The organism is Ferrovibrio sp., assembly GCF_965278975.1.
Lineage (GTDB): Bacteria > Pseudomonadota > Alphaproteobacteria > Ferrovibrionales > Ferrovibrionaceae > Ferrovibrio.
In genome coordinates this window covers 2,022,734-2,048,754 of record NZ_OZ257126.1, presented here as the reverse complement: position 1 = coordinate 2,048,754, position 26,021 = coordinate 2,022,734, and the positions used below count along the sequence as shown (strand labels likewise).

Annotated in this window: 27 protein-coding genes; 2 read left to right on the top strand and 25 right to left on the bottom strand. The window is 62.9% G+C overall.

The features are described 5' to 3' along the window. Positions 1-9 precede the first annotated feature (9 nt). From ACQY7X_RS09945 to ACQY7X_RS09895, 11 genes are read right to left on the bottom strand one after another with little or no spacing between them, the layout of a single operon-like run. Entirely contained in the window at positions 10-801 is a 792-nt protein-coding gene (locus ACQY7X_RS09945; protein ID WP_428249758.1) for an SDR family NAD(P)-dependent oxidoreductase, read from the bottom strand. A gap of 14 nt (positions 802-815) precedes the next feature. Further along, positions 816-1,238 carry a Zn-ribbon domain-containing OB-fold protein gene (locus ACQY7X_RS09940; RefSeq protein ID WP_428249757.1) on the bottom strand — a complete coding sequence of 141 codons (423 nt, stop codon included), beginning with the start codon at positions 1,236-1,238 and terminating at the stop codon, positions 816-818. Between the two features lie 2 nt (positions 1,239-1,240). Next, positions 1,241-2,410 carry a thiolase C-terminal domain-containing protein gene (locus ACQY7X_RS09935; protein WP_428249756.1) on the bottom strand — a complete coding sequence of 390 codons (1,170 nt, stop codon included), beginning with the start codon at positions 2,408-2,410 and terminating at the stop codon, positions 1,241-1,243. A gap of 3 nt (positions 2,411-2,413) precedes the next feature. Continuing rightward, positions 2,414-3,205 (bottom strand): enoyl-CoA hydratase/isomerase family protein, encoded by a 792-nt coding sequence (locus tag ACQY7X_RS09930; RefSeq protein WP_428249755.1) that lies wholly within the window; start codon positions 3,203-3,205, stop codon positions 2,414-2,416. Next, on the bottom strand, positions 3,202-3,642 hold the full coding sequence (locus ACQY7X_RS09925; protein ID WP_428249754.1) for a Zn-ribbon domain-containing OB-fold protein: 441 nt from the start codon (positions 3,640-3,642) through the stop codon (positions 3,202-3,204). Before ACQY7X_RS09925 ends, ACQY7X_RS09930 begins: the two co-directional genes overlap by 4 nt. Next, positions 3,639-4,841: a thiolase family protein gene (locus ACQY7X_RS09920; protein ID WP_428249753.1), complete on the bottom strand. Its 1,203-nt coding sequence runs from the start codon at positions 4,839-4,841 to the stop codon at positions 3,639-3,641. The genes ACQY7X_RS09925 and ACQY7X_RS09920 overlap by 4 nt, the downstream gene beginning before the upstream one ends. A 22-nt stretch (positions 4,842-4,863) precedes the next feature. Then, positions 4,864-6,504, bottom strand: a complete 1,641-nt coding sequence (locus tag ACQY7X_RS09915) for an AMP-binding protein (RefSeq protein ID WP_428249752.1) — start codon at positions 6,502-6,504, stop codon at positions 4,864-4,866. A 17-nt stretch (positions 6,505-6,521) separates the two neighbouring features. Then, a complete protein-coding gene (locus tag ACQY7X_RS09910) occupies positions 6,522-7,829 on the bottom strand; it encodes a TRAP transporter large permease (protein WP_428249751.1) in 1,308 nt (435 codons plus the stop codon). Between the two features lie 37 nt (positions 7,830-7,866). Next, positions 7,867-8,370, bottom strand: a complete 504-nt coding sequence (locus ACQY7X_RS09905; RefSeq protein ID WP_428249750.1) for a TRAP transporter small permease subunit — start codon at positions 8,368-8,370, stop codon at positions 7,867-7,869. A 60-nt stretch (positions 8,371-8,430) separates the two neighbouring features. Beyond that, positions 8,431-9,525, bottom strand: a complete 1,095-nt coding sequence (gene dctP, locus ACQY7X_RS09900) for a TRAP transporter substrate-binding protein DctP (RefSeq protein ID WP_428249749.1) — start codon at positions 9,523-9,525, stop codon at positions 8,431-8,433. 41 nt (positions 9,526-9,566) lie between these two features. Then, entirely contained in the window at positions 9,567-10,217 is a 651-nt protein-coding gene (locus ACQY7X_RS09895) for a TetR/AcrR family transcriptional regulator (RefSeq protein WP_428249748.1), read from the bottom strand. A 128-nt stretch (positions 10,218-10,345) separates the two neighbouring features. On the opposite strand from ACQY7X_RS09895, the gene ACQY7X_RS09890 reads away from it, so the two are divergent. Then, entirely contained in the window at positions 10,346-10,561 is a 216-nt protein-coding gene (locus tag ACQY7X_RS09890; protein WP_428249747.1) for a hypothetical protein, read from the top strand. A 57-nt stretch (positions 10,562-10,618) separates the two neighbouring features. Here ACQY7X_RS09890 and ACQY7X_RS09885 read toward each other — a convergent pair whose 3' ends face one another. Genes ACQY7X_RS09885 through ccoN form a run of 9 tightly spaced genes read right to left on the bottom strand, consistent with a single transcriptional unit; the run spans position 10,619 to position 18,626 of the window. Next, entirely contained in the window at positions 10,619-10,810 is a 192-nt protein-coding gene (locus ACQY7X_RS09885) for a hypothetical protein (protein WP_428249746.1), read from the bottom strand. Between the two features lie 2 nt (positions 10,811-10,812). Beyond that, complete coding sequence (ccoS, locus tag ACQY7X_RS09880) at positions 10,813-10,986, bottom strand: cbb3-type cytochrome oxidase assembly protein CcoS (protein ID WP_428249745.1); 174 nt, start codon at positions 10,984-10,986, stop codon at positions 10,813-10,815. Further along, entirely contained in the window at positions 10,983-13,373 is a 2,391-nt protein-coding gene (locus ACQY7X_RS09875; protein WP_428249744.1) for a heavy metal translocating P-type ATPase metal-binding domain-containing protein, read from the bottom strand. The genes ccoS and ACQY7X_RS09875 overlap by 4 nt, the downstream gene beginning before the upstream one ends. Then, positions 13,373-13,861 (bottom strand): FixH family protein, encoded by a 489-nt coding sequence (locus tag ACQY7X_RS09870; RefSeq protein WP_428249743.1) that lies wholly within the window; start codon positions 13,859-13,861, stop codon positions 13,373-13,375. The genes ACQY7X_RS09875 and ACQY7X_RS09870 overlap by 1 nt, the downstream gene beginning before the upstream one ends. A 7-nt stretch (positions 13,862-13,868) precedes the next feature. Continuing rightward, positions 13,869-15,332 (bottom strand): cytochrome c oxidase accessory protein CcoG, encoded by a 1,464-nt coding sequence (ccoG, locus tag ACQY7X_RS09865; RefSeq protein WP_428249742.1) that lies wholly within the window; start codon positions 15,330-15,332, stop codon positions 13,869-13,871. A 17-nt stretch (positions 15,333-15,349) separates the two neighbouring features. Continuing rightward, positions 15,350-16,231 carry a cytochrome-c oxidase, cbb3-type subunit III gene (gene ccoP / locus ACQY7X_RS09860; RefSeq protein ID WP_428249741.1) on the bottom strand — a complete coding sequence of 294 codons (882 nt, stop codon included), beginning with the start codon at positions 16,229-16,231 and terminating at the stop codon, positions 15,350-15,352. Beyond that, positions 16,224-16,400 carry a cbb3-type cytochrome oxidase subunit 3 gene (locus tag ACQY7X_RS09855; RefSeq protein ID WP_428249740.1) on the bottom strand — a complete coding sequence of 59 codons (177 nt, stop codon included), beginning with the start codon at positions 16,398-16,400 and terminating at the stop codon, positions 16,224-16,226. The genes ccoP and ACQY7X_RS09855 overlap by 8 nt, the downstream gene beginning before the upstream one ends. A 10-nt stretch (positions 16,401-16,410) precedes the next feature. After that, entirely contained in the window at positions 16,411-17,136 is a 726-nt protein-coding gene (gene ccoO, locus ACQY7X_RS09850; RefSeq protein ID WP_428249739.1) for a cytochrome-c oxidase, cbb3-type subunit II, read from the bottom strand. A gap of 11 nt (positions 17,137-17,147) precedes the next feature. Beyond that, entirely contained in the window at positions 17,148-18,626 is a 1,479-nt protein-coding gene (ccoN, locus tag ACQY7X_RS09845) for a cytochrome-c oxidase, cbb3-type subunit I (protein WP_428249738.1), read from the bottom strand. 159 nt (positions 18,627-18,785) lie between these two features. On the opposite strand from ccoN, the gene ACQY7X_RS09840 reads away from it, so the two are divergent. Further along, entirely contained in the window at positions 18,786-19,553 is a 768-nt protein-coding gene (locus ACQY7X_RS09840; RefSeq protein WP_428249737.1) for a DUF2189 domain-containing protein, read from the top strand. A gap of 9 nt (positions 19,554-19,562) precedes the next feature. Here ACQY7X_RS09840 and ACQY7X_RS09835 read toward each other — a convergent pair whose 3' ends face one another. From ACQY7X_RS09835 to ACQY7X_RS09815, 5 genes are all read right to left on the bottom strand, one after another. After that, positions 19,563-20,339, bottom strand: coding sequence for a sulfite exporter TauE/SafE family protein (locus tag ACQY7X_RS09835; protein ID WP_428249736.1), 777 nt, complete (start codon positions 20,337-20,339; stop codon positions 19,563-19,565). Between the two features lie 65 nt (positions 20,340-20,404). Further along, a complete protein-coding gene (locus ACQY7X_RS09830) occupies positions 20,405-21,232 on the bottom strand; it encodes a 3-keto-5-aminohexanoate cleavage protein (protein ID WP_428249735.1) in 828 nt (275 codons plus the stop codon). Positions 21,233-21,278: 46 nt separating this feature from the next. Further along, positions 21,279-22,844, bottom strand: coding sequence for a hydantoinase B/oxoprolinase family protein (locus tag ACQY7X_RS09825; RefSeq protein ID WP_428249734.1), 1,566 nt, complete (start codon positions 22,842-22,844; stop codon positions 21,279-21,281). After that, complete coding sequence (locus ACQY7X_RS09820; protein ID WP_428249733.1) at positions 22,844-24,946, bottom strand: hydantoinase/oxoprolinase family protein; 2,103 nt, start codon at positions 24,944-24,946, stop codon at positions 22,844-22,846. Before ACQY7X_RS09820 ends, ACQY7X_RS09825 begins: the two co-directional genes overlap by 1 nt. Next, positions 24,943-26,019 (bottom strand): Ldh family oxidoreductase, encoded by a 1,077-nt coding sequence (locus ACQY7X_RS09815; RefSeq protein ID WP_428249732.1) that lies wholly within the window; start codon positions 26,017-26,019, stop codon positions 24,943-24,945. The genes ACQY7X_RS09820 and ACQY7X_RS09815 overlap by 4 nt, the downstream gene beginning before the upstream one ends. Positions 26,020-26,021: the final 2 nt, after the last annotated feature.

Below are 26,021 nucleotides of genomic sequence, written 5' to 3'. Positions count from 1 at the left end.
ACCGCCACTTCATCCGGCGCGGCAGCTCAAACCGCCATCCACCGGCAAGGCCACGCCGGTGATGTAGCGCGCTTCATCGGAAGCGAGGAAAAGCGATGCCTTGGCGACATCCCAGGCATCGCCCATATGGCCCATCGGGCAGGCGGCATGGCGCTTGGCCACCATGTCATCGACACTGTTATATACCCGCCGATAGGGCTCGATGATCATGGGCGTATGCATCAGGCCGGGCAACACGGCATTGCAGCGGATGCCATGCGCTGCGTGTTCTATCGCAATGGTCTGGGTGAACTGGTTGATTGCCGCCTTCGAGGCGGCATAGCTGCCGGCGGCCACGCTGAAGAAGCGGATGCTGGCCACCGACGAAACATTGATGATGGCACCGCCACCCTGCCGCTGCATCACCGGCAGCACGGCGCGGCAGGACAGGAACACGCTTTTCAGATTGACCCGGATCACGCGGTCCCAGCTTTCTTCGCTGGTTTCCTCGGTGGGGCTGATCTCCATGATCCCGACATTGTTATGCAGCAGATCAATGCGGCCATGGCTGGCCACCGCTTCCGCGACGAAGCCGGCCACGGCCGCGGCATCGGAAACATCGGCGCAGACCGCTTCGGCGCGGCCGCCTTCGCCACGGATGATGCCGGCGGTCTCTTCCGCCGCGTCACGATTGCGGTCCACCGCCACCACGATAGCGCCTTCGCGTGCGAAGGTGACTGCCGCCGCCTTGCCATTGCCCCAGCCCGGCCCGATCGAGCCGGCACCAAGCACCAGGGCCACCTTATCCTGCAAACGCCCCATGCCAGCCTCGGCCCTCAACGTTTCAGGCGGAAGCGCGGCAGCATCTGCCCTTCGGCACCGGCTTCCCAGATCAGGTCAAGTTCGGCGCCAACCCGTAATGTCTCCACCGTCGCATCCACGACATTGCTGACCAGCTTGACGCCGCCACATTCGGGAAACTGCACAAGCGCCACATTGTAGGGCATGCTTTCACGCACCGCCGGATGCGCCGGATGATGCACCCAGGTATAGGTGAACACCCGCATCGGACCCTGCGCCGCGCGCCATTCATGGCGCTCGCTGTGGCAATGCGGGCAGATCGGCATCGGCGGATGGCGGAAGGCACCGCAATCGCCGCAGGCCTGGAAGCGCAGCGACTGCTGATTGCAATGCTGCCAGAAGGCACGGTCGTCCAGGGTGGGTTGCACCGCTGGCAGGCTGGTGGGCAGGTAGACCATGATCAGGCGCTCCCGAGAATGATGCCGCTGGTGGGGGTGACACTGGGGCCGCCACAGACCAGGCAAAGTTCGGCATCCGGCACCTGCGAGGTGGACCCGCCGCGAATCTGCCGCACCCCTTCCAGCACCAGATTGAAGCCGTGGATATAGGCTTCGGCCATGTTGCCGCCGGACGTGTTCACCGGCAGGCTGCCGCCGCGCTGGATATGGCCATCGGCAACGAAACGGCCGCCCTCGCCACGCGGGCAGAAACCGTAATCCTCCAGTGCCATCAGCACCGTGCAGCTAAAGGCATCGTAAAGCTCGGCCACATCGATATCGGCGGCGGTAACGCCGGCACGGCGATACAGATCGCCGGCAAGCTGCGCCGCGTTGGCAGAGGCATAGATCGGATCCGGCATATTATGGCCAGCCAGCAGGCCGGTGCCCCAGCCAGGCTCGCTGCCCTGGCCGTAGGCGAGGATCTGCACTGCTTCGCCTTTCAGATCGCGCGCCCGCTCCAGCGTGGTGACGATCACGGCGCAGGCGCCATCGCTTTCCAGGCAGCAATCATAAAGGCCCAGGGGATCGGAGATCATGCGGGCATTGAGATAATCATCCATGGTCAGCCGGCGGTCGCGCATCACGGCATTGGGATTGCGGCTGGCGTTGTCGTAGGCGGATAGCGAGATGCGGCCGAACTGCTCGCGCGTGGTGCCGAATTCCGCCATATGGCGCCGGGTCAGCAGGGCAGCCATCTGTGGCGGGGAAAACAGGCCGAAAGGCGCGATGAAATTGCTATCAGGCGTCCAGGGATGGAACTGGCCGAAACGGAAATACTGGCCCTGGCACAGGCCACGATAGGCCACCACATAATCGGCCATGCCGGACTGCACCGCCGCCGCCGCCTGCGCCACCGCACCACAGGCACCACCGCCACCGCCGCCCCAGACCATGGAAGCGAAGCGAAGCTGGCGCGTACCCAGCGTGGCATGCATCACCGAAGGTTCATTGCGGTCTCCGGAATAGGAGGCGAAACCATCGATATGATCCGGCGGCAGGCCGGCATCGCGCGCCGCCGCAAGGATCGCCCGGGCCGCGAGATGGAATTCGCTGATCTCGGTGATGCCGCCCCATTTGGTGAATTCAGTATGGCCGATGCCGACGATGCAAGGCTGATTTGCGCTGGGCACTCGCTACTCCTTCGTGGTCCGGGGGGATATCCGCCTGGCTGGCCGCGTCGCCTTGCCGAGAAAGCTGCGGGTGCCCTGCTGGAATTCATCGCTGTCAAAGGCGCCAAGCAGTAGCTGGCGCAACTGGCGGCTCTCGCGCGGCAATTGCTGCGCTGCCAGCAATACCGCCTTGGCCTTGCCATAGGCCGGCCCGGCGCTGGCAAGACATTCGGCCGCCAATGCATCGGCGGCAGCGCCAAGCCGCCGCATCGGCACCACTGCATCCAGCAGACCAAGCCGCAGTGCCGCCTGGGCATCCAGCTTGTGCCCGCGCAGGATCATGGCGCGCAAGGCCGGCAGGCCGGCGATCTGCAGCAGGTCGGCGGCCTCCGTCACCGGATAGACCAGGCCACGCTTCACCGCGGTGATACCGAAGCTGGCTTTCGGCGAGCCAATGCGGAAATCGCAGGTGGCGGCCAGCGCCAGGCCGGCACCCAGACAATAACCGGGTATCACAGCCAGGGTGGCAATGGGCATGGCCCGCATTTCAGCGAATACCGTGCGGTAAAGATCGTGATAGGCGGTGGCGCGCGGCACATCCACGGCAAGGGCTGCGTATTCGGTGATATCGCCACCGGCACAGAAAGCCAGTTCGCCCTCGCCACGCAGGCATAGCACACCAACATCGCGCCGCTTGCGCACTGATCGGATCGCACGCAGCAAATTGCCCCAGGATTTCTGGCTCATTGCATTCATCCGCGCCGGATTATCAAGGCGGATATCAGCGCGGCCATCAGCGATCTCCAGATGGATCATGGCGCTGCCTCAAGCTCTGCACCGAAAAGCGGTCCATCGCTGTATTGCAGCACCACCAGCCGGGCACGGTGCCCGATAGCCCCTGGGCCATCATCAGGCAGTGGCTTCAGCAGCGGCAGCATCAGTCGCAATCCAGCATCAAGATCGATCAATGCCAGAGTGTAGGGTGCCTCGATGCGGAAACGGCGCGGCACGATATGCACCGTGGTGTGGCTGTAGATTCGGCCACCCGGCGGCAGATCCTCCCAGGTAACCGCGTCAGACCAGCAATGCGGGCAGAATTCCTTCGGCGGGAAACTCAGCTTGCCGCAATCCTGGCAGCGTGTGGTGCAGAACCGCCCCGCTTCCAGGCCGCGCCAGAAAGGCTGCGTGACTGCGGAAACGCGCGGCGGCATGGGCCGGGCATAGTCACGGTGATGAATGACCAGCTGCGTCATCGTGCCGCCTCGAAAACCTGCACCAGCGCGGCGTTGTATTTACCAAGCTCGCAGACCGCCATGCCGAATTGTGCATCTTGCACCTGGCGCTGGCCGGCGCGGTCAAGCAACTGCTCGCAGACCTCGACGATATCATAGAGCGGCGTGGCTTCCGGTGGATGTCCGCGCGACATGGCGCCGCCCGAGGTGTTGAGCGGGATGCGGCCGCCAAGCGTGGTATCGCCAGCCAGTGCGATGGCGGCACCCTGCCCAGCCCCAGCAAAGCCGAGGGCTTCACTGGCCAGGGCTTCGACGATGGTGCAAGGCGCGTAGATCTCGGCCAGATCGATCTGTTCTCGGCCAATACCGGCCATTTCCAGCGCGCGATCGAAGGCGATACGGGCGGTCTGGTAGTAAAGCGGTTGGCCGGCCTGATCATCAAGCTGATGCAGGCCTTCATGCTGGAAGCCACGGCCGCGCAGCACCACATGCGGCTTGCCCAGGCTGCGCGCCAGTTCCGCATCGGCAAGCACGAGACAGACCGCGCCATCGGCCCGACCCGGCACTTCCAGCAATCCCAGCGGACTGACGATCAGGCGCTGCGCCAGGATGGTTTCGATATCGATGGCTTCGCTGAACTGCGCCAGCGGATTGAGCGCGGCATGACGGCGATTCTTCACCGCGATATGCGCAAGCTGGCGGCGGGTAACGCCAGTATCGTGCATGTAGCGTTGCGCATCCATCGCATACCAGGCAATCGGCACACAGCCGAAAACCGACTGGAAATTGATATCGCCGGTAAGCCGGATGCTGTTTTCGAGATGCAGATCGGTCGGCGTGCCGGTTTCGAAATGCGCCGCCACCGCCAGCGCCACGCGGGCCTGGCCGGAGCGAATCTGCTGTGCCGCCTGATCGAAGGTATGACCGCCGGTCATGCCGTTGCCGATCACCTCCAATGTCACCGCCCGTGTCGGTAGCCGCAGGTAATTGGCCAGGAAGGTGTTGAAATAGCCCTGCCGCGCATAGGCGCCGGGAAAGGCCACCACCAGGGCATCGATATCCTGCCGTTCGATACCGGCCTCGCGCACTGCCTGACGGATCACCCGCGCGGCATATTCATGCTCCATCGGGCCGATTCCGGCTTCGCCCGCTGCGCCGGCCGGGGCTTCGTAGCGCCCGACCGGTGTGGCGGCATAGCCGATGATTGCGACGTCACGCACGCGTACGCTCCCTTTCTGGCGCCTACTGCGCCGCCGCCAGTTTCTTGGCGCGATCCTGGTCGCGCAGGGTACGGCGCAGAATCTTGCCGGTGGTGGTCATCGGGAAGTCGGTGACGAACTCGATCTCGCGCGGATACTGGTAGGCCGCCAGATGCTTGCGCACATGCTCCTGGATCGACCGGATCAGGTCATCGCTGCCATTCTCGCCTTCGCGCAGTTTCACGAAAGCCTTGACGATCTCGCCGCGCACCTTGTCGGGGCTGCCAACCACCGCAACCAGCGCCACCGCCGGATGGCGCATGATACATTCCTCGATCTCGGTCGGGCCGATGCGGTAGGCGCCGCTGGAAATGATGTCGTCGTCGCGGCCCTGGAACCAGAAATAACCGTCATCGTCCTTGTAGCCGACATCGCCGGTAAGCAGCCAATCGCCCTTGAATTTCTTCGCCGTGCCTTCCGGGTTCTTCCAATAGCCCAGAAAAAAGATCGGATCGGGCCCGCGCGCCGCCAGCACACCCGGCTTGCCGGGCGGCAGGATATTGCCATCTTCATCCAGCACTTCGACATGATGGCCGGGAATTGGCCGGCCCATAGAACCAGCCCGCGCCGGCATCACGATGGCACAATTGCCGGTAAGCAGATTGGCCTCGGTCTGGCCCCAGAATTCATTGATCACCAGGCCGAATACCTCGCGGCCCCATTCCAGGGTCTCCGCCCCCAGTGCCTCGCCGCCACTGGCGATGGAGCGCATGTTGAGCTTGAAGCGGCCCGGATTCGGCACCTGACGCATCATCTTCAATGCCGTCGGCGGCATGAAGGAATTGCGGACATTATGATCGGCGATCAATTTCAACGCCTGCTCTGGATCGTATTTGCGGAAGCGGTGTGCCACCACCGGCATGCCGCATTGCCAGCTCGGGAACAGTGCATCGAACAGACCGCCACCCCAGGCCCAATCCGCCGGGGTCCAGAAGCAATCGCCCTTGTGCGGGAAGAAATCATGGGTGAAGGAAATCGCCGGCTTGTGCGCGGCAAGGAATCGGTGAGCATGCAAGGCGCCTTTCGGATTACCGGTGGTGCCTGACGTGTAGATGATGATGGCCGGATCTTCGGCATGAGTATCGAGCGGCGTGAGCTGATCCGAAGCTCGCGACAGCAGATCCCAGAATTCGAGATCAGGCGATTTCCCCTGCGGCTGGGTCACGATGATATGCCGCAATGACGGCAACTGATCGCGAATCTGCAACACCTTGTGCACGTTCTCGCCATCGGTCACCACCACCTTGGCCTCACTGTTCGACAGCCGGAAAACCAGGCCATCTGGGCCGAACTGGGTGAACAATGGCAGCGAGATGATGCCGGTCTTGAAACAGGCGGTATGCGTGATAGCGGTCTCGGGCCGTTGCGACAGGATGATACCGACCCGATCACCACGCTGCAGACCAAGGCCGAGCAACGCATTGCCGAGCTGGTTCGAATAGCGCTTGATCTGCTGGAAGGTATATTCCTTCACCGAGCCGTCGATATCGACATAGATCAGCGCCACCCGCGACGGATCATCGGCATGGCGGTCGCAAATCTCCACGCCCATATTGTACCGCTCGGAAATCTGCCAGCGGAAGTTGTTGTAGATTTCATCATAGGTCTTGGCGTTGCCGAACATGGTTTCACTCCCGGACATCAGATTGAAGTACGCAGCACCGTCGTGATTTCGGGGAATACGATGAGTATCCCGATGACGATGATTTCAAGCAGGATGAAGAAGCCGCAACCACGGAAAATTTCTCCGAGTGGTATCGATGGCGCGACATTCTTGACAACGAAGGCGTTCAACCCGACCGGCGGCGTAAGGCAGCCGATCTCCACCGTCTTGGTGACGATGATGCCGAACCAGATCGGATCGATACCGGCCTGCTTGATCACCGGATAGACGATCGGCATGGTGAGCAGGATCATCGAGATGCCATCCACGAACATGCCGAGGATGATGTACGGGACCAGCAGGATCAGCAGCAGCAGCAGCCGGTTATCGGTGAATGACACCATCCAGGCGGCAAAGCGGGTCGGGATCTGGGTGGTGGACAGGCCAAGGCTGAACAGGCCGGCACCGATGATCAGCAGGAAGATCGCAGCGGTGGCCGAGCCGGTTTCGCGCAGGCCTTCGGCCAGCAACTGCTTGCGGTTCTTGCTGCTGCGGGCGGCAATCAACAATGCGATCAGCGCACCGACAGCGGCGGATTCAGTCGGCGTGGCGATGCCGAGATAGATGGTGCCCATCACCACGGCGAACAGCAGCATCACTTCCCAGGACGAGAAGATGACACCCAGCGTACCATTGAGGCCCAGCTTTTCGCGTCGCTCGGCACGCGGCGCCAGTTCCGGCTTCCATTGCGTGATGCCCCAGATGCCAACCGCGTAGATTGCCGCCGTGACCAGGCCGGGCAGGATGGCGGCAAGCAGCAGGTCGACCAGCGAAGCCTGGGTGACAATGGCATAGATCACCAGAATACCGCTCGGCGGAATCAGCACACCTAGCGTACCACCAGCGGCGACACAGCCGGCAGCCAGCCGGGGCGCATAGCCGCGCTTGAGCATTTCCGGCATCGCGACCCGGCCCATGGTGGAGGCCGTGGCGACACTGGAACCACAAACCATGGCAAAGGCCGCGCAGCCGAACACGGTGGCGATGGCAAGGCCGCCGGAGATATGGCCGATCAGCTTTTCAGCGGCCGCGAAAGCTTTTTCCGATATGCCGCTGACAAAGGCCATGTGGCCCATGAACAGGAAGAGCGGCAGGACGATATAGGAAAGATTGGCGGTGTATGAGTAGGTGAAGGTGGAAAGCAGGAATTCGAGCGGCATGAAGCCGCGCGTCATCGCCAGACCGGAAATGCCGGAAATAGCCAGCGCCAGACCGATTGGCGTACCGATCAGCAGCAGCACACCCAGGAAGGCAACCATCAAGATGCCAGCGGTGGTGATATCCATGGTGAAATCTTTCCGTGGTGCGTTTAATGGAGCGGGATCAGGCGGCGCGGCTATCGGCCGCGGCACGGCCCAGGCTGTCGAGTGCTTCAAGCGCCAGTTGCAGCGTCAAGGTGCTCCAGCCAAAAGCAATCAGCAGCCGGGCCGGCCAGATCGGAAATGGCACCACGCCATAATCCACCTCCCATTCCAGCAGCGACGCCACCGCCTTGAGCCAGGAGAAGTAGCAAAGCAGACCGATGGCAAGAGCAGAAAGCAGCATGGCAATGAAACCGAGCAGGTGGTTCAAACGCACGGGCAGCAGGCGGGTGAGAATATCGACATTGAAATTCGCCTTGTCCGCCTGGGCGCCACCAAGGCCGAAGAAAATCAACGTCACCAGCATCACCACGGCCAGTTCACTGGCACCCTGGATCGAGAAGCCGAGTAATGAGCGGCAGAATACATCGGCCAGGATCGCCACCATCATCAAGCCGGTGGCAAAACCGGACCATACCGCCAGCAAGCGGTTGGCGCCCGATACCCAGGTGAGCAGCTGCGTCATCGCGGGAACTCCAGAGTGAGGAAATGGCCGGCCGGCATTGCTGCCGACCGGCCAGCAGCATCAGGGTTTCGCCGCCATGACACGGGTCAGGCCCGGCTTATGCGTCGAATTCTTGTTATGCTTGTCCACCAGGGCCAGGTACTGATCGAGCAGCGCCTTGCCATCAACACCAGCCTCCTTGGCGACCGCGTACCATTCCTTCCACAAGTCGCTGCCAATGGTGTCGCGCAGCGCCTTGGTATCGGCATCGCTGAAGCTGGAAACCTGCAACTGGCCGGAAGCAACCCGCGCGGCCACTTTCTTTGCCGCCGAGTCAAAGACCTCATCGACGAATTTCAGGTATTGCTCCGGCACTTCCTTGGCGACATCGAGCATCACCTTCTGGGTGTCGGCATCCAAGCTGTTGAAGGTTTTTACGCTGACCGCCGTCAACGCCATGGCATAGACACCCATGCGGCCGATATCGCTAGCGTATTTCGCCACTTCATGCAGGCCGGAATCGACGCCGGTATCGAATGGCGCACCCGACATGGCATCGACCACGCCGCGTTGCATGCCTTCCACCGCATCCGGCCACGGAATCGCCAACGTAGAGGCACCAAGCTTGTTCAGCGCATCGCCGATGCCGAGCACGGCGCGCACTTTGATCCCTTTGATATCGGCAGGCTTGAGCAGCGGCTTGTTCGACCAGATGGTGTTTTCGCCGAAGCCCATGGCGTAGAGCAGCCGCAGATTCTTGCTCTCGAATTCCTTGCGCAGTGCCGCATTGGCGCCATAAAGCTCCGTGAAGGCGCGGGTGGCGGTATCCACGCGATCCGTGGTGAATGGCAGCGTCACCTGGCTGAGCGGATAGTTCTTGCGATTATAGGCGGTTGGCGCACCCATGCCAATATCGGCTGCGCCGCCGCTGATGCCAGGCATCACGTCGGAAGCCTTGAGCAGCGCGCCGCCGAAATAGGTTTCGAATTTCACCTTGCCATTGGTGCGCTTCTCCACCTCGCCCATGAACCATTTGTCGGCACGGGTGACGGCATAGACGTCGGTCAGATAGGTGGCATAGACCAGCTTGCGCTGCGCCTGGGCCTCGCCGTGATAACCGAAACTTGCCAGGGCCGCCGCTGCCAGGGGCAGCATGCGAAGAACGAGACGCTTCATGGTTTCCTCCAGTTTTGTTTCTTGGTTCTGTTGCGCTCTTGTTATTTTGCTGCCGGCTTCCCGGTGCCGGGTGATGCGCGCCGGCCAATCCCGTCAAACAGGGTATCGGCGTAGCGGCGCGAAACCTCCTCGAGGTCGAACTTGCCCTCGCGGTACCACTCGATGGTCCAGTTCATAAAGCCGAAGATGTAGAGGCTGTAGGACAGGCTGTCCTGGCTCGGCTCGATCTCGCCATTATCGACACCCGCCTGGATAAGCTGACGCCAATAGCGCTCGTAGGGCCGGCGGGTGCGCTTGTAATGCTGGCGGATCGCTTCCGGCAGTGTATTGGTGCAGCGGATGTTCACCTTGGTGTAATGACCGAGCGCGAGCGCCGAGAAGAGATGTGCGTGGATTGCCGCCGCGAGCTTGTCGCGTACGCTGCTGCCGGGCGGCAGGCTGTTCACGGCAACCTTCACCTGATCGAACACGCGCTCGACGCCGATCCGCATCACTTCGTCGAGCAACTGCTCCTTGGCCGCGAAGTGATAATAGATGCTGCCGGCTTTTATCCCGGTTTCCTGCGCGATATCGCGCATCGTGGTGGCTACATAGCCATGTTCGGCAAACAGCTTGGCAGCAGCATCGAGGATGTGCTTGCGCGCGTTTTCCGGCGGCGCCTTCACCTTCGCTATCTTGCCCTGTGCGTTCATGCTGAGGCCATCTCCATCCCTAACTATTGTTAGGTTGGCTTCAAGGCCGCGTTAGGTCAAACACAAAATTCTAACAAGAATGCGCCGCAGTGCAGCACACCGCGATATCGCGTAGCGACAGCGCGCGTATGGCGATGAATCCGCCGATTTCACCTCAACGCACGATGAACATGCGCTGGCTGCGGCATTTGACTGCCGGCAGGCCGGTGTTGCGGCCATTGTCGATGATGCTTTACGCCAGTTTGGCATCCAGCTTCTTGCTGGTGCGGCCGGTCGCGATTTTCATGGCGAACTGGCGACCGGGCTTTGTCGCGAGCATTGCCCGGCATTCTGCCGGCGATTGATCAAATCAAGCGTGTAACGCCCACACCCAGCATCGGGCGAAGGCGGACGGCAGATACTTAATGCCCCTTGCCACCCAGCGAGTGGGTGCGGTTGATCGCAAAGTAGCAGAAGAATACCGCGAAGGCAGCCAGGCCGAGACCGAAAGCCTGCATGGCATCGTCCGTGGCCCCCACGGCCAGAACAATGCCGACAATGCCAAGCAGCACCGACAGCGCCGACATCACCCAGTAACCGATCAGATCTTCCATCGTCATTCTCCTTTGTTACGTTCACGCAATGCGGCATCGGCATCATCGAACAGGATGCGGTTGCCTGCCGTGTTGAGATCCTCGAACTGCCCGGAATTCAGCGCCCAGATGAAGCAGGCCATGCCCAGGCCGCCTAGAAAGATCGCCACCGGAATCAGCAGCAGCAGGATGGTCATGGCATTTCCTTCCTCACCGCAGCGCCAAGCCGCAATGCATTCAGCACGACCAGCAGCGACGAGCTCGACATCGCGATGGCTGCAATCAGCGGTGTGACAAGACCGACGATGGCCAGCGGCACGGCAAACAGATTGTAGCCCAGGGCAAGCGCCAGATTCTGTATCGACAGCCGGCGGCAGGCCTGCGCCACATCCAGGAACAGCAGCACAGCGCCGAGCCTCTTCCCCTGGAACACCGCGTCGGCCACATTCTGCGCAATGCCGAGCGCGGAAGATGGTGACAGCGACGCATCGGCGACAGCCAGGGCCACCGTATCGTTGAGGCCATCGCCAACCATGAGCACCTTGCGGCCCCGCTCCTTCATCGCCGCGATGACGGCTGCCTTGCCTGCGGGATCGATGCCGGCCTGCCATTCGGCGATGCCCAGCATCTCTGCAGCCCGGCGCACCGATCCGGCATGATCACCGGAGAGGATCACCACCTGCCGGCCCTGGCGCTGCAATTCAGCGATCACCCGGCCTGCATCAGGGCGCAGATCATCCTGGAAGCGGAAGCGATACGGCGCATGGCCGGGTGCGGTGAACCAGAGCGAACTGCACCCATCCGTTTCATCACTGCCTTGCCCGGTGAAACGCGCATTGCCCAGGCGGTATTCACCGGCTTCGGTCTCCAGCAGCATGCCCTGGCCCGGCATCTCGCGGGCTGCATCGCTTGGTTTATAGGTGTCGCAGGCGGCCAGCAGCGCACGGCAGAGCGGATGCCGGCTGCGCGCCGCCAGGCTGGCAGCCAGGGGCAGCAATGCGCTGCCTTCGGCATCCGGCGGTAGCAGGCGCGGCTCGCCGAGGGTCAGCGTGCCGGTCTTGTCGAACACCACGGTATCAATAGCGGCGGCACGTTCGAGTGCCGTGGCGGATTTCAGCAGGATACCGGCTTTCATCAGGCGGCTGCTGGCCGCCACCTGCACCACCGGTACCGCCAGCGCCAGGGCGCAGGGACAAGTGATGATTAGCACTGCGGCGGCAATCAGCAGCGCAGCACGCCAATCGGCGCCGCCAATCGTCATCCAGCCGATGAAACTGAGAATGGCGGTAAGATGCACCACCGGCGCATACCAGCGCGACACGGTCTCTGCCAGCCGCACGAACTGGCTGCGGCCCTGTTCGGCAGCTTCAAGCAGCCGCGTCATCTCGCCGATCAGCGTCGCCGGGCCGGTAGCCGTGACCCGCAGACTGAGTGGTCCATCAATGTTCACAGCGCCGGCATGCACCATGCCGCCGGGTGCCACGGCAAGCGGCAGACTCTCACCGGTGAGCAGGCTGTTATCCAGCGTGGAGATGCCGGACAGCACCTCGCCATCAACACCGATACGCTCGCCGGCCGCCACCAGCACGGTTTCACCGCAGGCGACACGCTGCGCCGGGCGATGCACCACGCCATCGGCGGTCTGCACCGCCACTGGCCGGGTACTGAAAGCAAGCAGCTGCTGTGCGGTGCGGCGGGCATAGCCGCGCGCGCGCTGATCCAGGTAACGCCCGATCAGCAGGAAGAACAGCAGGGTTATTGCCGCATCGAAATAGGCATGCGGGCCGGAGCGGATGAATTCCGCGATACTGACCAAGGTGGCCAGGGTGATGCCGATGGAAATCGGCACATCCATATTGGTGCGGCCATGACGCACAGCCTGCCAGGCAGAGCGGAAGAAAGGCTGGCCGGCATAGGCAATGGCTGGAATCGCAATCACGCCGGAGATGGCGTGGAACAGGTCCCGCGTCGCCGGCTCCATCCCGTTGAAATGGCCGGACCAGACCGAAACCGAGAACAGCATGATATTGGCGGCGGCGAAACCGGCCACGGCCATGGCGCGCAGCAAACCCTTTTCACTGGCCGCGGTTTCCTCGTCGAGTGCGGCTGCCTCTGCCGGCAAGCAACGATAGCCAAGCCGGTGCAGCTTGGCGGCAAGGTCGTTGGCCATGACGGCTTCGCCGCGCCATTCGAGGACAAGGCGCTGGCTAACACCCAAAAGCTGTGCCCGCCGCACGGCAGGATCGGCGCGCAAGGCCCGCTCGATCAGCCACAGGCAGGCCGCACAATGCATGTCGCCGACCAGCAAAGTCAGCCGCCAGGCACCATCCGGCAGGCTTTCGACAAATTCACGCCAATCGACCTGGACGTCGCCATCATCACCAACCGGCGCGGCATTGCTGCGCATGCGGTAATACTGATCCAGGCCCAGCCCCTTGATCAGGGCATAGGCGCCACTGCAACCCGTGCAGCAGAATGTCTCGCCCGCCCTGGCCGGTGCGCCGCAATGCAGGCAAGCAGCCGCCGCACCCGTGCGTGCTGGCAGTGTGCATATTTCCGGCGATGGCAGCGCGGAAACAGTCATTACCGCACCGTCAGACGCTCGGCGCCAATGAAGCTGTCGTCACCCCGCCGGGCGAGGAAGCGGATATCCCAGAGGCCATTGCGCGGCAGCGTGATACTGCCGCGATATTCGCCGGGCGCAGCCTCGCTCAGCCGCAGGCTCTGTGCCGTCTGGTTCTCTACCGGCCGCGACAATTCGATCGACACATCAAGGCTCTGCAGCGGCTTGCCGGCAGCATCCGACCAGACAAGCGCCAGTTCGACACGGCCATCTTCTGCCTGCCGCGAAACCAGGCGGTAGTTCCAATGCAGCGCGCGCTGGGCGGTCAACTCCGCCTGCATGCGGGTGTATTCGACACCCTTCTTGTAGGGATGCTCCACCACCAGGCCGCTGAAAGTCCTGGTCGCGGAGACGATCAGCACCGCGTTGACCGCGATCACGATGAAGAAGCCAAGGAAGAACAGTGATGGTATCCAGCGCTGACGCATCATGGTCATGACATGGGACATGGCACCCTCACCCAGGGATGGCAAATTGCGTCTGCAGCCGCGTCGCCTCGCGACCATCCGCCCGGCGCAGCACGAAATCGAAATGCTGCAGATGACCGGCGTCATTGCGACGGGCCGCCTTCACAAAAATGTGGAAATCCGCCACCGCATCCGGGGCGACCTCCAGATCCAGTTTAGCGCGCCGATCCGTCGATCCGGCCTGATACAATTCGGCCTGCGGCAAGCCTTGCGTTTCCAGACTCAGCCGCATCGGCTCACGCGTCTTGTTGGAAACCTTCACGACATAACCATTGCGCACCGCACCATCGGCGAGCACGACATAGAGCGGGTTGCGGTCCTGCTGCGCGGTCAGTGTCAGATCGGCCCGCAGGGCCAGGGCTGTCGCCATCACCGCCGCCACCAGCAGCAGCATGGCGGCATAGACCACCGTGCGGGTGCGCAGCAGCTTCAGGATGGCGGGCAAGCGCTTGGCGCGGCGATCCAGATTTTCCAGCGACACGAAATCGATCAGCCGCAGCGGCCGCCCCACCTTGCCCATCATCTCGTCGCAGGCATCGATGCAGAGCGCACAGCCGATACATTCGAGCTGTGGCCCATTGCGGATATCGATGCCGGTGGGGCAGACATGAATGCAGGCCTTGCAGTCGATGCAATCGCCGCGCCCTTCCCAGCTATCGCCGGCCTTGTGCTTGCCGCGCTGTTCGCCACGCCAGCCCTGATAGGTCACCAGCAGGGAATGTTCATCCTGCATCGCCGCCTGAAAGCGCGGCCATGGGCACATATAGGTGCAGACCTGCTCGCGCGCCCAGCCGGCCAGGCCATAGGTGGTGAGCGTGAACAAGCCGAAGAAGAAATAGGTGGCACCCGAAGCCTGGGCGGTGAACAATTCCCGCGTCACTGTCGGCGCATCCTGGAAATACATGATCCAGGCGCCGCCGGTGGCCGCCGCGATCAGCAGCCAGGCAACATGCTTGGCCGTCTTGCGCAGCAGTTTGTCGGTATCAAGCCTGCGTGCATCCAGGCGGATGCGGGCATTGCGGTCGCCTTCGATCCAGCGTTCAACCTGCAAGAACAGATCGGTCCATACCGTCTGCGGGCAGGTGAAGCCGCACCACACGCGGCCGAACAGGGCCGTGGCGAGGAACAGGGCCAGGGCGCCGAGGATCAGCAGGCCGGTGATGTAATAGACTTCCTGCGGCCAGATCTCGATGTTGAAGAAGTAGGCGCGCGGGCCAGCCATATCGATCAGCAGCGCTTGGCTCGGCGCATCCGGACCACGATCCCAGCGCAGCCAGGGCAACGCATAATACAGGCCGAGGCAGAAACCGAGTACCAGCCATTTGATGCGCCGGAAATTGCCCTGCACTGCGCGGGGGTAGACCTTCACATGATCGGCATAGAGCGAGGGCGCAAAAACCCCGAGCAGGGCTTCATCGCGGCTCTGGCTGGCATGGGGGTCTGGCGGCATCATCGCATTCACCGCAGCTTCTATTCTCCGCCGCCAAGCGAATGGACATAGACGGCCAGCATCTTGATGGTGGCTTCGTCCAGGCGCCCGGTCCAGGCTGGCATCACACCGTTGCGCGATTGCGCGATGGATTGCACCACCGTATTGCGGTCGCCGCCATAGAGCCACACGCGATCGACCAGATTCGGCGCACCTACTTCGCGGTTGCCACGCGCCGTATCGCCATGGCAGGCCGCGCAATTATCGGCGAACAGGCTCTTGCCGCGATCATTTGAAGCATTGTTGGCATTGGCAGCGTGCTGGCCGCCCAGGGAAAGCACATGATCCGCCACTGCTTCCACATCCTTCATCGGCAGCAGGCCATCGGCAAGGAAGCGCGGCATCTGCGACTGGCGGGCATCATCATGGCCCGACCGGATGCCGAAGCGGATGGTACGTTCGATATCGGCCAGACTGCCGCCCCAGAGCCATTCATCATCGGCCAGACTGGGGTAGCCCTTGGTGCCGACGCCACCGGACTGGTGGCAGCCGGCACAATTCTCGGCGAACAGCACGCGGCCACCGGCAATCGAGAAACGATAGAGTTCCGGATCAGCCTTCACAGCGGCAACATCCAGATCGCGGATACGATCACGATAAACCGCCTGGCCGGCTGCGGCCTGGCGCAGATTTTCAGCCACTTCATTGCGCTGGGTATAGCCAAGCACACCCTGGAAATGGCTGCGGAATCCCGGCACGCTGGGATACAGCACAGCCCAGATCACCGAGATTACCACGGTGACATAGAAGGTGTAGAGCCACCATTTCGGCAGCGGATTGTTCAGTTCCTGAATACCGTCCCACTCATGGCCGGTGGTGCCAGGATCAGCCTTGCCTGCATTGGCCTGCTTCGGCTCAGTCATGGTTGCCTCCGTTGCGCGGGCTGTCCTGCAGGGGAATGTCGCCGAGTTTGGCCCAGCGGGCGCGGCGCGACGGCCACAATGTCCAGGCGACAACCCCGACGAACATGAGGAAGAACCACGCCGTCCACAGCGACTTGAGCCAGGAATAGTGTTCGAACAAAGCCATCATGATACTGCCCTCACTGCCGCAGGCCGCCGGGCTGGGTGCGGTCGAATTCGACCATGCGACCCAGCACCTGGAGATAAGCGATCAACGCATCCATTTCCGTCAGGCGCTTCGGATTGCCATCGAAATCGCCAACCATCGCCTTCGGATAGCGCGCCAGGAAAGCCTCGGTATCCGCTTCCGGATCAGCCTGGGCGGCCAGATCATCGCGGGCCTTGGCCACCATCTCGTCGGTATATGGCACGCCGACCACGCGCAGCGCCTTCAAATGCTCTGCGATATCGCGCTGACCCAGCGACTTTTCGGCCAGGAAGGGATAACTCGGCATGATCGATTGCGGCACCACGGCACGCGGATCGATCATATGCGCAACGTGCCATTCATTCGAATACTTGGCACCAACACGGGCCAAGTCTGGCCCGGTGCGCTTCGAGCCCCACTGGAAGGGATGGTCATACATGCTCTCGGCGGCCAGGCTGTAATGGCCGTAACGCTCGACCTCATCGCGCAAGGGGCGAATCTGCTGGCTGTGGCAGACATAGCAGCCTTCGCGGATGTAGATGTTGCGGCCGGCGAGTTCGAGCGGCGAATAAGGCCGCATGCCTTCCACCCGCTCGATGGTGGTTTGGATGGTGAACAGCGGCACGATCTCGACCAGGCCGCCGATGGCAACGGTGAGCAGCGTCAGCACCCCGAGCAGGATGGTGTTGCGTTCGATGGTTGCATGCTTGATGAACATCGGGGCGCTCCTTAACCAACCGCAGCCGAAAGGGCCTGACCGCCAGAGCGGCTTTCCTCACGCACATCACCCCGTGCGGTACGCCACAGATTGTAGACCATGATCAGCGAACCGGTGAGGAACAGGATGCCGCCGAGCGCGCGGATAATGTAGAAGGGATGCATCGCCTGCACGGTTTCCACGAAGGAATACTGCAGGAAGCCTAGCTGATCGTAGGCGCGCCACATCAGGCCCTGCATGATGCCGGATACCCACATCGCGGTGATGTAGAGCAGGATGCCGATGGTGGCGATCCAGAAATGCAGCGACACCAGGGCGTTGGAATAGAGCCGCTCGCGCTTCCACAGCACCGGCACGATGTAATACAGCATGCCGAAGGTGATGAAGGCGTTCCAGCCCAACGCACCGGAATGGACATGGCCGATGGTCCAGTCCGTGTAATGGCTGAGTGCATTGACCTGGCGGATCGACATCACCGGGCCTTCGAAGGTCGCCATGCCGTAGAAGGCCACGGCGGTGACCGAGAAGCGCAGGGCCGGATCGGTGCGCAGCTTGTCCCAGGCGCCAGACAGCGTCATCAGACCGTTGATCATGCCACCCCAGGAGGGCATCCACAGCATGATCGAGAACACCATGCCAAGCGTCGCTGCCCAATCGGGCAGAGACGTGTAATGCAGGTGGTGGGGACCGGCCCAGATATAGAGGAAGATCAGCGACCAGAAATGCACGATCGAGAGCCGGTAGGAATAGACCGGCCGCCCCGCCTGCTTCGGGATGAAGTAGTACATCATCGCCAGGAAGCCGGCGGTGAGGAAGAAGCCGACGGCATTATGGCCATACCACCATTGCGTCAGCGCATCCTGCACGCCGGAGAAGACCGAATAGCTCTTGGTGCTGAAGGGCGAGACCGGCACGGCCAGATTGTTGACGATATGCAGCATCGCCACGGTGATAATGAAGGCAAGATAGAACCAGTTGGCGACGTAGATATGCGGCTCCTCGCGGCGTATCAGCGTGCCGCCGAAAGCGATCAGGTAGATCACCCAGATCAGCGTGAGCCAGAGATCAACATACCATTCAGGCTCGGCGTATTCCTTGCTCTGGGTAACGCCGAAGACATAGCCCAGCGCCGCCATCAGGATGAAAGCCTGATAGCCGAAGAACAGGAACCAGCCCACCGCTTCGCCGCCAAACAGCCTGGCGCGGCAGGTGCGCTGCACCACATAGATTGATGAACCGAGCAGTGCATTGCCGCCGAAGGCAAAAATCGCCGCCGAGGTGTGCAGGGGGCGCAGGCGGCCGAAGGTGGTCCATTCCAGGCCGAGATTGAGCGCCGGGAAAGCCAGCTGCAGGGCGATGAAAACGCCGGCGGCGAAAGCCGCCACACCCCAGAAGATGGTTGCGATCACGAAAGCACGCACCACATCCTCGACATAAGGTTGTGAACGGTTTGCTAGCGCACTATTGGGGGCAGCGGCGATTGCCGTCATAGCGATCCTCACAGAACATGCTACGGGCGCGTCAGCCCGATACGGGGACTATCGATGATAGCTCCGCCTGCAACATTGATCCAGGTCAATGGCTTGTTGCCCAACACCGGCATGATGGGGTCTAATGCTGTGGCGCATTGCCGCAGAGGGAGACCGGGAATGGCAGAAAATTTGATCGTGGCACCCGCACAGCAGGTAACGGCACGCCGGGTGGCCGATGACCGCCCATGGCAATGGCTGCAGCAGGGCTGGCAGGATCTTTCGCGCATGCCCTTGGTCAGCCTGACTTATGGCGCCGGGATCGTCGCCGCCGGCTATCTGCTGGTCTACCTCTTCTGGCGTGTGGAAGCCCCCTATCTGGTACTCCCCCTGGCCGGAGGCTTCCTGCTCATCGCCCCCCTGGTGGCAGTCGGCCTCTACGATGCCAGCCGGCGGCTTCAGGCCGGCCAGCCGGTGGACCTGATCACCAGCCTGTTCGCCTGGCGCCGGCCGATCCGCGTGGCGCTCTTCGGCATCGTGCTGCTGCTGCTGCATTTCGCCTGGATGCGCACCGCCATACTGTGGTTTGTGCTGTATTTTCATACTGGTACGCCGCCGCTGGAAGCGCTGCCACTCTACCTGCTGCGCCCCGAGAACCTGCCCTTCCTGGTGATCGGCACGCTGCTCGGCGCGGTGTTTGCGCTGTTTGCCTTCGCCATCTCCGTGGTGTCGCTGCCGCTGCTGCTGGACCGCGACATCGACGTGGTATCGGCGATACTGCTAAGCCTGCGTGCAGTGCAACTAAACCCAAAGGCCATGGCGCTCTGGGCAGGGCTGATTGCCCTGTTCACGGCGGCCGGCCTGGTTACCGGCTTTATCGGCTTAGGATTGCTGTTTCCGCTGGTGGCACATGCCACCTGGCATGCCTATCGCGACCTTGTGGCGTAGCCCGCGCGGCTAGCGGACGAACCAGCGCAGCAGCAGCAGCAAGAGCAGGATGGCGTTGAGCAGCAGCACCGGCATCATCATGAAGCGCGCCAGCCGCCGCCAGCGGGCCCCGGCGGCCGCGCCGAGAAAACCCACCACCAGCAAGGCCGGCATGGTGCCGAGCGCGAAAGCCGCCATCATCACCGCCCCGGTGAGCCAGCTGCCACTGGCACCGGCCAGCAGCAGCGCAGTGTAGATCAGGCCGCAGGGCAGCAGGCCCAGGGCGACACCGAACAGGTAGGTATTGCCCTGGCCGAACCCGATCAGGCGGCGGGAAAAGCCATCACGCCAGGCTGCCAGAGTACCAACCAGGGCCATGCCGCTCCGGCTGGCAGGGGCCGCCACCGGCTGCGCCAGGATCATGGCGGCCAGCAGCAGAATACCGGCCATCAGGCCGATGGCCGGCAGCAGGCCATGCTCGAACAGCCGCGCGACCCCGCCGGTCAAACCTCCCGATACCCCACCTAGAATGGCATAAGTCGTTGCTCGGCCTGCATGATATGGCAGCAACGCGATGCCGCCGAGCCGCCGCAGCGAGCCCGCCTGGGAAAGTGGAATATCCGCCAGTTTTCTGCCGATCTGGCCGAGCACGAAGGGGCCGCACATGCCGGCGCAATGCACCGCCCCGCCCGAGAGACCAAGCAGAAACAGGCTGGCCGGACCACCCAGGCCGAGCCAGGCATCTGGCAACCATGCCTGCGCCAGCCGGCCACAGGCGGCCAGGATATCCATCCAATCGTTCAGCACACCGCCATCATAGCACCACAGGCGGCTATGATGGCGCCTTGACGTGAATCAATCCCGTAAAGCCGTCAGGCTGGGCGCAAGCCCAGGATTTTGCGGGCTTCGTCGGGCGTGGCCGGGCGGCGGCCATATTGCTCGCAAAGGCCGGCGACGCGCGCCACCAGTTCGGCATTGCTGGCCGCCAGACGGCTGTTGTCGAAGCGGATATTGTCCTCAAGCCCGGTGCGGCAATGGCCGCCCATTTCCAGCGCCCAGTGATTCACTTCGAGCTGGTGCCGGCCCAGGCCGGCAGCGGTCCAGGTCGCTTCCGGCATCAGCTTGCGCAGCTGTGCCACCTCGAATTCCAGAATCTCGCGCCGCGCCGGCAGGGCATTCTTCACGCCCATGACGAATTGCACATGCGCCGGCTCCGGGATCAGCCCCTCGCGCACCAGGTCGGCGGCGTTGTAGAGCATCGCCAGATCGAATACCTCGACCTCCGGCTTGACCTCGTAATCCTTCATGGTCTGCGCCAGCCCCTTGATGAAGTCCGGCGGATTCTCATTCACGAAGGTGGGGAAATTCACCGAGCCAGTGGCCAGCGAGGCCATGTCGGGGCGGAATTTCAGCATGCCGCCACGCTCCTCCAGCTTGCGCCCGCGCGCGCCGGTGGAGAATTGCACGATCATGCCGGGGCAATGCTTCTCAATACCTTCCTGCACGGCATGGAAGCGGTCCGGGTTGGACGACGAGGATTCATCGTCGTTGCGCACATGGATATGCACCAGCGAGGCGCCAGCCTCGTAACATTCATGAGTCGACTCGACCTGCTCGGCGACAGTGACCGGCACCGCCGGCGTGTCCTTCTTGCGCGGCACGGAGCCGGTGATGGCGACAGTGATGATGCAGGCTTCCATGGTTTCCACCCGTTTTTCGTTATGGTCGTTTTTTGCGATGCGATGATCAGTTTTTCGGCTTGCCGTAGCCGCCGCCACCGCCGGTTTCGATCAGCACGGTATCGCCCGGCTGCAACACCAGTTGTCCGGTCGGCTCGCGCGCCGTGCCATTGATGGCGAAGGCCGCCGCTGCGCCGGCTTCACCACCGAACAGGCCGGGCGCCGGGCGTTTGATGCGGTTGACCATGAAGGACGAAATCGCCATGCCATCGCCGCGCATGCGGAAGGCGAAGCGGATGCCGTCGCCGCCATTCTTCTCACCGCGGCCGCCCGAACCATGGCGGATTTCGCGGCACAAAACCTCCATCGGCGCCTGGCTTTCCAGCACCTCGATCGGGGTGTTGGACAGATTGCTGGGGAAGCTGATTGCCGACAGGCCATCCTGCCGCGCACCCGCCCCGGCGCCGGCGCCAAGAAAGCCGGAAACCGAATAGCGCCGGCTGCCGCCAAGGCCCGCCACCTGCATATTGTTGGACGGCGAGCCGGGCGTGGCCTGCACCCGATCCGGCAAAGCCTGTGCCATGGCACCCATGATGGCCGGCGGCAACAGATGGCCGATCATGCCACGCGCGCCGCAGGGCGCCGGCCGCGTCGGATTGAGGATCGAGCCGGCCGGCGCGGTGATGCGGATCGGCACGAAGCTGCCTTCGTTATTCGGAATCCAGGGCGCGAACAGCGCCTTCAGCGCATAGGCGCTATAGGCATAGGTGTAATTCATCACCGTGTTGATGGCGAGATTCACCTGGCTGCTGGAGCCGGTGTAATCCACCAGCACTTCATCCCCCGCAATCGTCACCTTGCAGGCAATGGTGATGACACCGCCCGGCATCTCGGCCGGGCCGTCATTCTCGACAACATACTCGTAAACCCCATCCGGGGTGGCGCGGATGGCATCGCGCATCGCCGTCTCGGTGCGCTGGCAGACTTCATCGGTCAGATGTTCAAAATTGATGCCGGTTTCGTCAATCAGCGCGCCGAGCAATTCACCCAGTGAGGTACAGCAGGAAACCTGGGCCCAGATATCGCCCATGGTCTCGTCCGGCAGGCGCACATTGGTCTGGATCATCTCGACCAGCACGTCATTCTGCACACCAGCCTGCAGGATACGCATCGGCGGAATCTGCAAACCTTCCTCGAATAATTCGCGGTTGGCCGGATTACGCAGCCGGCCACCGATATCCGGCAAATGGCTGACCACGCCGGCAAAACCGACAATCGCGCCCTGATGGAAAATCGGCATCACCAGGGTGGCATCATTGAGATGTCCGGTGGCGAGCCAGGGATCGTTGGTGATGTAGGCATCGCCCTCGCGCATGGTGTCGATGCCGAATTTGGCAATGAATGCCCGGATCGTCGCCGGCAGGGTGGAAATAAAGGACGGGATACTCTGCGAGGATTGCACAACGTTGCGGCCCTGCCGGTCGGTCAGCACCACGGCATAGTCATTCGCCTCGCGCACCAGGGTGGAGAAGGAAGTGCGCACAAAGGTCGCCGCCGCCTCGTCCACCATGCTGATCAGCCGGGTCCAGAGAATTTCCAGCGTGATCGGATCAATCGCCTGCCTGTCCTGCATCACGCGTCTCCCTGCAACACCACTTCCAGCGTGCCATCATCCAGCACCGTCACTTTCGCCGGATAGGCCACCACCAGGGTCGATTCCGGCTCCACCACCACCAGCGGCGCGGTCAGCCTGCTGCCCGGCGGCAATTGATGGCGATCATAAACCGGCACATCGGCGAAAGCCTTCTCCGCCGGCAGGTAAAGCCGTCGCGTCGCCGTCGCGCGCGCTTCGGCCGGCCGCCCGGCAATGGCCGGAAAGGCATAGCGGCGATGGCGCTGCTGCGATTGCGCCACCACGCGCCAGGTCACCACTTCAGGCCGCCCGCCCGGCACCGGGCGTTTGAACAGCCGGATATATTCCTTGAGGAACAAATCCTGCAGCAAAGCCTGATTGAGCGCCGCAAAGCTGGTAGCGCCAAGATCAACTTCCACCTTGGCGCCCTGGCCCTGATAGCGCATCTCGGCGCAGAGCCGCCATTGGATATCCGCTGCGGCGATGCCGACATGGGCGAGATCGCCGGCCAGGATGCCACGCGCCTCTTCCAGCCGGTCGCGCAGATCCTGCCAGTCGATCAGATCGACCAGTTCCAGCTTCGACCAGGATTGATCGGCACGGGCCGGCGCCGCCAGGAAACCGAGGCAGGAACCGACCCCCGATGCCACCGGACAGAGCACGCGGGCAATACGCAGACGGCGCGCCACATCGACCGCATGCACCGGGCCGGCGCCGCCGGTGGTGACCAGCGTGAAATGCCGCGCATCATGGCCGCGTTCGGCAATATGGGTGCGTGCCGCGGCGGCCATGTTTTCGTTCACGATATCATGGATACCCCAGGCGACGGTTTCGGCGCTCATGCCACCCAGCCGTTGCCCAAGTTCAGCCAGCGCCTGCTCGGCCTTGGCAAGGCTAAGGCGCATGCGGCCACCGAGGAAATTCCCGGCATCGAGATGACCGAGGAAAAGGTCGGAATCGGTCACCGTCGCATCAGTGCCGCCGAGGTCGTAGCAGGCCGGGCCGGGCTCGGCACTGGCGCTTTCCGGCCCGACCTGCAACAGGCCCATGCTGCTGACCCGCGCGATACTGCCGCCGCCAGCGCCGATCTCGATCAGGTCGATACTGGGGCTGACCGCCGGCAGGCCGCTGCCTTTGCGGAAGCGGCGCACCCGGGCGAATTCAAAGGTATGGGTGATGGCCGGCACACCATCCACGGCAACGCAGGATTTCGCCGTGGTGCCGCCCATATCAAAGGCCAGGATATTCTTCACCTGATGCAGAGCGGCGCAATTGATGGCGCTGAGCACACCGCCGGCCGGGCCGGATTCCAGCAGCCGGATCGGGAAGCGGCCGGCCATTTCGGCCTCGGTGAAGCCGCCATTCGACACCATGATATCGAGCCGCGCATCAAGGCCGAGCGTGTTCAGGCGCTGGCCCAGCGCGTTCATGTAATGCTCGACAATCGGCTGCACATAAGCATTGGCCGCGACCGTCGACATGCGCTCATATTCGCCGATCTCCGCCGCCACTTCGGAGGAGATCGAATAGCTGCGCTGCGGCATTGCCTGGCGCAGCACATCGCGCACCTGGCGCTCATGCCGGCCATCGACGCAGGATTGCAGGAAGCAGATCGCTACCGCCGCCACATCCTCCTGCGCCAGCCTGTCGGCCAGTTGCGTCAGGTCGGCCGGATCGATCTCGCGCCAGACTTCACCGGCCGGGCCGATGCGTTCGGCGAGCGGGAAACGCTGGCCGCGCTCCACCAGCGGAGCCGGAAAGCTGATTTCCAGATCGTAGGTGTCGTAGCGCGTCTCGCGCCGGATATCGAGCACATCCTCGGTGCCGGCGGTCACCACCAACGCGGTCTTGACGCCCTTGCGCTCCAGCAGCGTGTTGGTGATCAGCGTGGTGCCATGCACCACGCGATGCACCGCCTTGCGCCCCTCGGCCACCGAGGCCGGAAGCTGCTCCAGCAGCATCTCGATCACGCGGGCGATGCCCTTGCCCGGATCGGCCGGCGTGGTGAGCGCCTTGGCCACCCAGATCGTATCGGTGGCTGCTTCCAGCATCACGCCATCGGTGAAAGTGCCGCCAACGTCTACGGCGATCTGATACGTCATGTGCTTGCCTTCATAACCATGCCGGCGGCAGCCTTCAGGCTGTCCAGCAATGCCGGCGAAACAGGTATGCCATGGCGGCTGCGTTCGGCATATATGGCTGCGGCGCGCTGCCCCGGCAGGCGCGGCGCCGCGTTGGCGGCCGGTTTGCTCTGCTGAATACGGCCGGCCACCGCCTCCACGGCCTGCAAGGCAGCGGCGCGGCCGCTGAAATGCCCGGCATCGATAGCAATAAAGCAATGGCTTGTGCCGCTCGGCTCCGGCCCCGGATCATGCGGATTACGCACCAGGAAACCGGGCCGTCCACCGGCGAGGCCGGCGCAGAGCAGTTCAATCGCCAGCGCCAACGCATAGCCCTTGGCCCCGCCCATCGGCTGGATCGTGCCGTGCAAAGCCACTTCGGCATCGGTGGTCGGCAGGCCATCGGCATCCAATGCCCAGTCGGCCGGTATTGCTGCTTTGGCCTGCGCTGCCTTGCGGATGCGGCCACGCGCCACCACGCTGGTCGCCATGTCGATGACGATGGGCGGCTGGCCATCGCGCGGAAACGCGAAAGCCAGCGGATTGGTGCCGAGGATGGCTTCACGGCCACCCCAGGGCGCCATCGTGGGCGCCGCATTGGACAGCACGATACCGATCATGCCCTGCTTCGCCGCCATTTCGGCAAAGTAGTTGGCGGCACCGAAATGGCTGCTGTTGCGCACCGCGCAGGAACCGATGCCCTGGCCAGATGCCAGCCGCACCGCCTCCACTATCGCCTTGTAGGCCGCCAGCACGCCGAAGCCGTTGCCGGCATCCAGCACGCTTGCCGCCGGACCGGCATGGCTCAGCGTCATCACCGCATCGGGCTTGATCGAACCCTCACAGAGCCGCCGCACATAAACCGGCAGATGTGCCAAACCATGGGAATCGATGCCCTGAAGCTGCGCCTGCACCAGAATGGCGGCGGCGGTTTCTGCATCGGCGGCAGCGAGGCCGCTGGCCGCCAGAATATCCGCGGCCAGGGCTTGCAGGATGGCCGCTGGCGCGGTTTGCGCCGCCTTCAGGCCATCGAGCCGGGTTGCCAGATTCTGCATGC